Annotated in this window: 7 protein-coding genes; 1 reads left to right on the top strand and 6 read right to left on the bottom strand. The window is 67.0% G+C overall.

Annotated features, from left to right (window positions below; translation table 11 throughout):
- Window positions 1-27: 27 nt before the first annotated feature.
- The 6 genes from ACE039_RS13485 to ACE039_RS13510 all read right to left on the bottom strand — a co-directional run bounded on the left by ACE039_RS13485 (window position 28) and on the right by ACE039_RS13510 (window position 5702).
- Window positions 28-990 carry a Nudix family hydrolase gene (locus ACE039_RS13485; RefSeq protein WP_485822593.1) on the bottom strand — a complete coding sequence of 321 codons (963 nt, stop codon included), beginning with the start codon at window positions 988-990 and terminating at the stop codon, window positions 28-30.
- A complete protein-coding gene (locus tag ACE039_RS13490; RefSeq protein ID WP_448710176.1) occupies window positions 983-1849 on the bottom strand; it encodes an ATP-binding protein in 867 nt (288 codons plus the stop codon). The genes ACE039_RS13485 and ACE039_RS13490 overlap by 8 nt, the downstream gene beginning before the upstream one ends.
- A 6-nt stretch (window positions 1850-1855) precedes the next feature.
- A complete protein-coding gene (gene argJ, locus ACE039_RS13495; protein ID WP_485822594.1) occupies window positions 1856-3082 on the bottom strand; it encodes a bifunctional glutamate N-acetyltransferase/amino-acid acetyltransferase ArgJ in 1227 nt (408 codons plus the stop codon).
- 110 nt (window positions 3083-3192) lie between these two features.
- The gene (locus tag ACE039_RS13500) at window positions 3193-4233 is read right to left on the bottom strand and encodes a hypothetical protein (RefSeq protein ID WP_485822595.1); all 1041 of its coding nucleotides are present in this window, start codon (window positions 4231-4233) and stop codon (window positions 3193-3195) included.
- A gap of 61 nt (window positions 4234-4294) precedes the next feature.
- Window positions 4295-4789: a MarR family winged helix-turn-helix transcriptional regulator gene (locus ACE039_RS13505; protein ID WP_105560333.1), complete on the bottom strand. Its 495-nt coding sequence runs from the start codon at window positions 4787-4789 to the stop codon at window positions 4295-4297.
- The gene (locus ACE039_RS13510; protein ID WP_485822596.1) at window positions 4782-5702 is read right to left on the bottom strand and encodes an alpha/beta hydrolase; all 921 of its coding nucleotides are present in this window, start codon (window positions 5700-5702) and stop codon (window positions 4782-4784) included. The genes ACE039_RS13505 and ACE039_RS13510 overlap by 8 nt, the downstream gene beginning before the upstream one ends.
- Before the next feature lie 320 nt (window positions 5703-6022).
- Between ACE039_RS13510 and ACE039_RS13515 the strand changes: the two genes are divergently transcribed.
- Window positions 6023-7186, top strand: coding sequence for an ABC transporter substrate-binding protein (locus ACE039_RS13515; protein WP_105560335.1), 1164 nt, complete (start codon window positions 6023-6025; stop codon window positions 7184-7186).
- The last annotated feature ends 54 nt before the right edge of the window (window positions 7187-7240 follow it).

Consider the following 7240-nt stretch of genomic DNA (forward strand, 5'->3'; position numbering starts at 1 on the left):
CCCCCCCCCCCCCCGGCGGGGTTGGCGTCAGAGGATGCCGCGTATCCCGGCAATGCCATGCGCGCCATGGCGCAGTGCCTGCGACACGGTCTGGGTGGATTGCCCGCCCAGCGCGAAGACCGGGATGCCCGCGTCGCGATTGCCTTCCACGAAACCTTCCCAGCCCAGCGTTTGCGCGCCGGGGTGGCTGGGCGTATCCAGCACGGGGCCCAGCACCGCGAAGTCGGCCCCGATGTTGCGGGCATGCACGATCTGGGCGTTGTCGTGGGCCGACACGCCGACCAGCGCCTGCTTGGGCAATTCCGGGCGGCCCAACAACCGCGCCGCGTCCGCGGTGCGCAGGTGCACGCCGTCGGCTTCCTTCCACCATGCGGCCGGGTGCGCGCTGTTGACTAGCACTCGGGCGCCCGCCGCGCGGCAGCGCTTGACCACCTGCTGCAGCACCTCATGCAGGGAACTTGCGCCCGCGCCGTCGGGCCATTGCGGCTCGCGCAGTTGCACTAGCTTCACGCCGCGCGCAAGCGCCGCGTCCAGGCGGCCCAGGAATGCGGCCACGCCCGCGCGCGAACCGATCGAGCTGATGCCGTAGGTCGTGGGCAGTTGCAGCCAGCGCAAGGGGGGCAGGGTGGCCGGCAGCAGGTCGCCCACCGAGGCCGCGTTGGCCGGGTCGACCCATTCCAGGCGCTGGTTCTCCAGGCCCTGGGGTTCGCCTTCCCAGCCGGTAACGTGGCAGAACGCCAGCCGGACCGTGGTGTGCGGGTACACGTGCACGTAGGTGACCCACGGGCGCGATTGCGTGACGCGGATGCCGATTTCTTCGTGCAATTCGCGGGCCAGCGCCTGCAGCACGGTTTCGCCGGGTTCGAGCTTGCCGCCCGGCAGCTCCCACCAGCCCGACCACGGTTTGCCTTCGGGCCGCTGGCCCAGCAGCAGCTTGCCGTCGGGGCGCAGGATCAGGCCGGCGGCGACGTCGACGATCTTCTCAGACATGGCGGGCCGCCCAATCGCGCGCGAATTGGTACGCCACCCGGCCCGAACGCGAACCGCGTTCGATCGTCCATTGCAGCGCTTCGGTGCGGGAAGGCTCGATGTGCGCCTCCGGGCAGCCCAGCTCGCGCAGCCAGTGGTAGACGATGTCCAGGTAGTCATCCTGCTTGAAGGGGTAGAACGACAACCACAGGCCGAAACGCTCGGACAGGGAGATCTTCTCTTCAACCGTTTCACCCGGATGGATTTCGCCATCGGGCTGATGCTTGGCCTGCAGGTTCTCGCTCATGTATTCCGGCATCAGGTGGCGCCGGTTGGACGTGGCGTAGATCAGCACGTTGTCGCCCGACGCCGACACCGAGCCGTCCAGCACGGATTTCAGCGCCTTGTAGCCGGGCTCGCCTTCCTCGAACGACAGGTCGTCGCAGAACACGATGAAGCGTTCGGGGCGCGCGGCGACCAGCTCGACGATGTCGGCCAGGTCGCCCAGGTCGGATTTGTCTACTTCGATCAGGCGCAATCCGCGGTCGCCGTAGGCCGCCAGCATGGCTTTGACCAGCGAGCTCTTGCCGGTGCCGCGGGCGCCGGTCATCAGCACGTTGTTGGCCGGCTTGTGCTCCAGGAACTGAACGGTGTTGCGGTCGATGGTGGCCTTCTGGCGCTCGATGTGCTGAAGGTCGTGCATGTCGATGCGCGCGACGTGGCGCACGGCGTCCAGCCAGCCGCGCGACCCGCGCTTGCGCCAGCGGAACGCGTGGGCGCTCCAGTCGATGTCGGGCGGGGCCGGAGGCAGGAAGGCCTCAAGCTGCGCCAGCACGCGCTCGGCGCGCTGGATAAGGGTGGTGAATTCGCTTGCGCTCATGGCCGATCACGAACGGTAGTCGGCGTTGATGGTCACGTATTCGTGCGAGAAGTCGCAGGTGTAGACCGTGTCCGCGACCTGGCCGCGGCCCAACGCGATGCGCACCGAGATCTCGGCCTGCTTCATCACGCGCTGGCCGTCGGCCTCTTGGTAGTCGGGATTGCGGCCGCCGTCCTTGGCCACCAGCACATCGTCCAGCCACAGGCGAATATTGGACACGTCCAGATCATCGATGCCGGCGTAGCCGATCGCGGCCAGGATGCGGCCCAGGTTGGGGTCCGACGCGAAGAAGGCGGTCTTGACCAGCGGCGAATGCGCCACCGCGTAGGCGACCTTCAGCGCTTCTTCCGTGGTGCCGGCTTCTTCGACGCGGATCGTCATGAACTTGGTGGCGCCTTCGGCGTCGCGCACGATCTTCGTGGCCAGTTCCAGCGCGGCGGCGGTCAGGGCCGTGCGCACGGCGGCGTAAGCGGCGTCGGATTCGCTATTGACGTTCACGCCCGACTTGCCCGTGGCCGCGATGATGAAGGAGTCGTTGGTGGAGGTGTCGCCGTCGACCGTGATGCGATTGAACGACGCGTCCGCGATTTCCACGGCCAGGCGGCGCAGCAGCGGTTGCGCGATGCCGGCGTCGGTGGCCAGGAAGCTGAGCATCGTGGCCATGTTGGGGCGGATCATGCCCGCGCCCTTGCTGATGCCGGTGAACGTGACGGTCTTGCCGTCGATCTGCACCTTGGCCGACGAGATCTTCGGCAGCGTGTCGGTCGTCATGATGCCGTGGGCAGCGCTGGACCAGTGGTCGGCGGCCAGATCGGCGATGGCGCCCGGCAGGCCCGCGACCAGGCGGTCCACCGGCAGCGGTTCCAGGATGACGCCGGTGGAGAAGGGCAGGATCTGCGCGGCGGGCACGCCCAGCAGCTTGCCCAGCGCGGCGCACGTGTCCTGGGCTTTCTTCAGGCCTTCTTCGCCGGTGCCGGCGTTGGCGTTACCGGTGTTGATGACCAGCGCGCTGATGGGGCCGCCGGCGGCCAGATGGGCCTGGCAGACCTGCACGGGCGCGGCGCAGAAGCGATTGCGCGTGAACACGCCGGCGACGCTGGTGCCTTCGGCCAGGCGGAAGACGGTCAGGTCGCGCCGGTTGGCTTTGCGGATGCCGGCCTCGGTGACGCCGATTTCAATGCCGGCAACAGGAAAAATTTCGGACTCGGAGGGGATCTGCAAATTAACGGCCATGACTTCGTCTCTTGAATGGGCAGGACGGAATCGCCGCCAGGCAAGGCGGCGCGCGGGGGAAAGCTTCGTATTATCCCACCGGTTTGCGGCAGGCGTTTGTCAGGCGGCGGTCAGGGGGCCATCCGCATGGCGGCCACGTCCAGCACCCCGGCGTCGCGGTTGCTGAGCACGCTGCGCACGGTGCCGTCCGGCGCCTGCAATACCGATTGGCCGGCCGCGACGTCCTCGCCGCCCTCGCGGCGGGCCGAGCGCCCGCGCGACGGTGAAAACAGCAGGTCGCCCGACTGGGCGCCGGGCAGGCGCGGGTTCGCGGCCAGCACGCGGGTGCCGGGCGGGTAGGTCATGGCGCCCAGCACGGTTTCGCGCGCCAGCAGGCCTTCGAAGTCCAGCAGCCGGCGCTGCCCGTCCAGGCGCATGTCCAGCTTCAATAGCGGCATCTGGCGCAGGGTCATGGCCTCGCTGCCTTCGGTGCGCAGCAACCAGCGCGGCGCGGGTCCGGACGTGTCCGCCGCGGTGCCGCGCGCCGCCTCGTCGACCTTCAGCCAGGCGCCGGGCGGCACGGGCTGCTGATCCAGCGTGTTGCCCACGGCCAGGTGACAGCTTGCGAAGCGGGGCAGGCCGCCGTGCATCGCGAATTCGATCCGGTGGCCATGCGCGCACAACCAGCCTTCCAGCGCCTGGTCGCGCGCAATCTCCGCCGACAGGGTCTCGGGTTGCTTGGGCGTGGCGGCATAGCGGAACAGCTGCGTGGCGGCAACCCCCTGGACGGTCGCGGGCTGGGTGTCGGGGAAGACGGCGCGGTCGAACGAGGCCAGTTCGCCCGGGCGGGTCAGGCTGAGCACGGTGCCGGCAGGCATGTCCACGCCAGCCACTCGGGTGGCCTGGGTCAGCGTCGTCTTGCGGCCGGCGTCGGCCTGGGCGTCGCGGTGGGCCGAAAACCACAGGCTGAACTGCTGGTAGGGGAAGATGGCGCCGACCAGCGCCAGGAAGGTCATCAGCACGGTGCCGGTGCGCCGGTGGTCGCCCAGCCACAGCCGGGCGCTGCGCGTGGTGGCCAGGACGGCCAGCCAGGTCAGCAACGTGGCCAGGCAGGCCAGCGAGGCCGCCATCAGCACATAGAAATTACCGCCAGGAAGAGATACCGGAATCATGGCGGCAATTATGCGCCAAACCGGACGCGGATTTCAGCGCCCGCGGCCCGGGATGGCGCCGTTAGCCCTTGGCGGATTCCAACCGGGTGGCGACCACCTGCAGCTTGAGTTCGCCCAAGGCCTGGAACAGCGCATTGCGGGTGGATTCGGGCAGGTCGCCGAACATGGACTTGACCCACGATTCGTGGGCGCGCGCCATCCGGGCGAAGGTCTTCTTGCCCTGCGGCGTCAGCTTGATCAGCGAGCTGCGGCGGTCGGACTCCACCTTGGTCCGAACGACCAGGCCTTCCTTTTCCAGCTGATCGGTGATGCCGGTGATGTTGCCGTTGGTGACCATCATGTGGCGCGACAGGTCGCCCATCTTCATGCCTTTGGGAGCGCGCTGCAATTGCGCCATCAGGTCGAAGCGGGGCAGCGTCGTGTCGAACTCGTTGCGCAGGCGGCTGCGGATCTCGCCTTCGATGAGATTGGCGCAGGTCAGCATGCGCAGCCACAGCCGAAGCGCGTGGTGGTCGTCGGGCGCGGCGCGGGATTCCAGGTCGGGAGCGTCAGTCATGGCTAGGGAGGATACCGGGAATGCGTGAGGAAGCGGGCGCCAGACCCATCTGTTCGAAGATGGCGCGGGTCAGCGGGCTGGCGGGATCGTTGAGGGTCAACACGATGTCGTAATGGTTGGTGCCGGGCATCGGCACATAGCGGCCGGGAAAGCCGCGTTCATGCCAGGCGGCCAGATAGTCGTCGCTTTGGCGCTTGAACTCGTCGGTTTCGGATTCGCCGTAGCTGACCACCAGCGGGCAGCCCGCCGGCGGCAGATGCAGGGCGGGGCTGTTGCGGATGGCGTCGGCCTCGCTCATGCGCATCCATTCATTGATGTGCGTGTGCACCAGCGGGCGCAGATCGAACAGGCCGGATAGCGGCGCCGCGCCGCGGATCACGTCGTGCGGGACTTCGTAGCTGGCGTGCCAGCCGCCCGCCAACAGAGCGCCCACCAGGTGTCCGCCGGCGGAACTGCCGCAGACGTGGATGCGCCGGGGGTCGCCGCCATGGTCGGCGATGTGGTGGTGAACCCAGGCCAGCGCGCGCCGGTTCTGGTCCACGATGCGGTCCAGCGTCACGGCGGGGGCCAGCGAATAATTCACCGACACGACCACGGCGCCCGCTTGCGTGAAGGCGGGCGCCATGCCGCTGGATTCGTTCTTGGACAACAGGCGCCAGTAACCGCCGTGGATGAATACGAAGACGGGCGCGCCCGCCGTGCTGGACGCATTGGCCGCGGGACGGAAGATGTCCAGAAGTTCGTCGGGATGGTCGCCGAACGGCACGTCCAGCTGGCAGGTCAGCGACTGCCGCGCCGCAGCGCTGTCGTCGGCGTATTTCTTGAGTATCGGCTGGATGTCGGGTACTGTCGCGCGAGCGTTGTACTGGACATCAAGGCCTGCGCGGTCATAGTGGCGGTAGAGGGTGACCATGGCGGTAGATGGTTGGAAAACCCGTTAGTGAAAACCCCTTGGTAATCGTCCGTGGAAATCGTCCCTGGAAGTCGTCCCTGGTAATAACCCTTCGGTAAAAACCCTAGTCTTGTTTTGCACAATACTTTAAACCTAAACTATGAACCACGCCAGTATTCCCTATGCTCTCACAACGGGATCCTGACGTAGCAAGCAATATCTTTGCAAGCGCCAGTTTGACGGCGGCGCAACGGCGCCGGCAGGCCGGGCACAGAAGTCATTCGAATCGCACCTTCAATAAGAACACCCTCTGCGCGGGCTCGCGCACGGAGCACACCACCATGCGTTTGATCACTTCCCTTTTTGCCGTCGCCGCGCTGGTGCCGGCCGTGGCCATGGCGGATGCCGTCAAGGTCGGCATCGCCAACGATATCTCCGGCCCGTTCTCGGCGCTGGGCGCCGAAGCCCGCGACGGCTTCAACCTGGCCATCAAGCAACTGGGCAGCAAGCTGGGCGGACAGCCCGCCGAGTTCGTGCAGACCGACATGGGCGGCAACCCCGACCAGGCCCGCCAGCTGGTCACGCGCTACATCCAGCGCGACAAGATCGATTTCTTCACGGGCCCCATCGGTTCGAACGTGGCGTTGGCCGTTGGCCCCGCGCTGTTCGCGGCCAAGGTGCCCTACCTGTCGAACAACCCGGGCCCCAGCCAGTTTGCCGGCGCCCAGTGCAACAACTACTGGTTCGGCACGTCTTATCAGAACGACGCCTTCCATGAAGCGGCCGGCAAGGTCGCGGCGGATCGCGGCTTCAAGAAGATGTTCATCATGGCGCCGGACTATCCGGCAGGCAAGGATGCGCTGACCGGCTTCAAGCGCGGCTACAAGACCGCTCCGGGCGACGAGGTCTACACCAAGCTCGGCCAGATCGACTATGCCGCTGAAATCGCGCAGATCCGCGCCGCCAAGCCGGACGCCGTCTACATCTTCCTGCCGGGCGGCATGGGCATCAACTTCGTCAAGCAATTCGTGTCGGCCGGCCTGTCGCAAAGCGTCAAGCTGATCGGTCCGGGCTTTTCGGCCGACGAAGACGTGATCCAGGCCGTGGGCGAACCCATGCTGGGCATGTACAACACGGCGCAGTGGGCGCATGACCTGGACGTGCCGCAGAACAAGGTCTTCGTGGACGCCTTCCGCAAGGAATACAACGGCCGTTACCCGTCGGTTTACGCCGCCCAGGCCTATGACGTCATCATGGCGATGGATGCCGCCGTCAAGCAGGCCGGCGGCAAGGCCTCGGACCGCGCGGCCATCATCGCCGCGCTGGAAAAGGCCGATTACCCGTCGGTGCGCGGCAGCTTCACCTACGGCAAGAACCACTATCCGATCCAGTCCTACTACCTGCGCGTCGTCGACAAGGACGGCAGCGGCCGCATCACCAACAAGCTGGTGGGCAAGGTGTTCGACAAGTACCAGGACGTCTACGTCGGCGAGTGCAAGCTATAGACGGTAGGGCCCACCCCCGACGCGCTGCGCGCTTCCCCCTCGAGGGGGCGTCGC

Source organism: Achromobacter maghribensis (assembly GCF_057334215.1).

Bases quoted from the DNA above. Each gene is read 5' to 3' on its own strand.
- ACE039_RS13510 (WP_485822596.1), bottom strand. From the start codon at position 5,702: ATGGTCACCCTCTACCGCCACTATGACCGCGCAGGCCTTGATGTCCAG.
- ACE039_RS13515 (WP_105560335.1), top strand. From the start codon at position 6,023: ATGCGTTTGATCACTTCCCTTTTTGCCGTCGCCGCGCTGGTGCCGGCC.
- ACE039_RS13490 (WP_448710176.1), bottom strand. From the start codon at position 1,849: ATGAGCGCAAGCGAATTCACCACCCTTATCCAGCGCGCCGAGCGCGTG.
- ACE039_RS13485 (WP_485822593.1), bottom strand. From the start codon at position 990: ATGTCTGAGAAGATCGTCGACGTCGCCGCCGGCCTGATCCTGCGCCCC.
- ACE039_RS13505 (WP_105560333.1), bottom strand. From the start codon at position 4,789: ATGACTGACGCTCCCGACCTGGAATCCCGCGCCGCGCCCGACGACCAC.
- argJ (WP_485822594.1), bottom strand. From the start codon at position 3,082: ATGGCCGTTAATTTGCAGATCCCCTCCGAGTCCGAAATTTTTCCTGTT.
- ACE039_RS13500 (WP_485822595.1), bottom strand. From the start codon at position 4,233: ATGATTCCGGTATCTCTTCCTGGCGGTAATTTCTATGTGCTGATGGCG.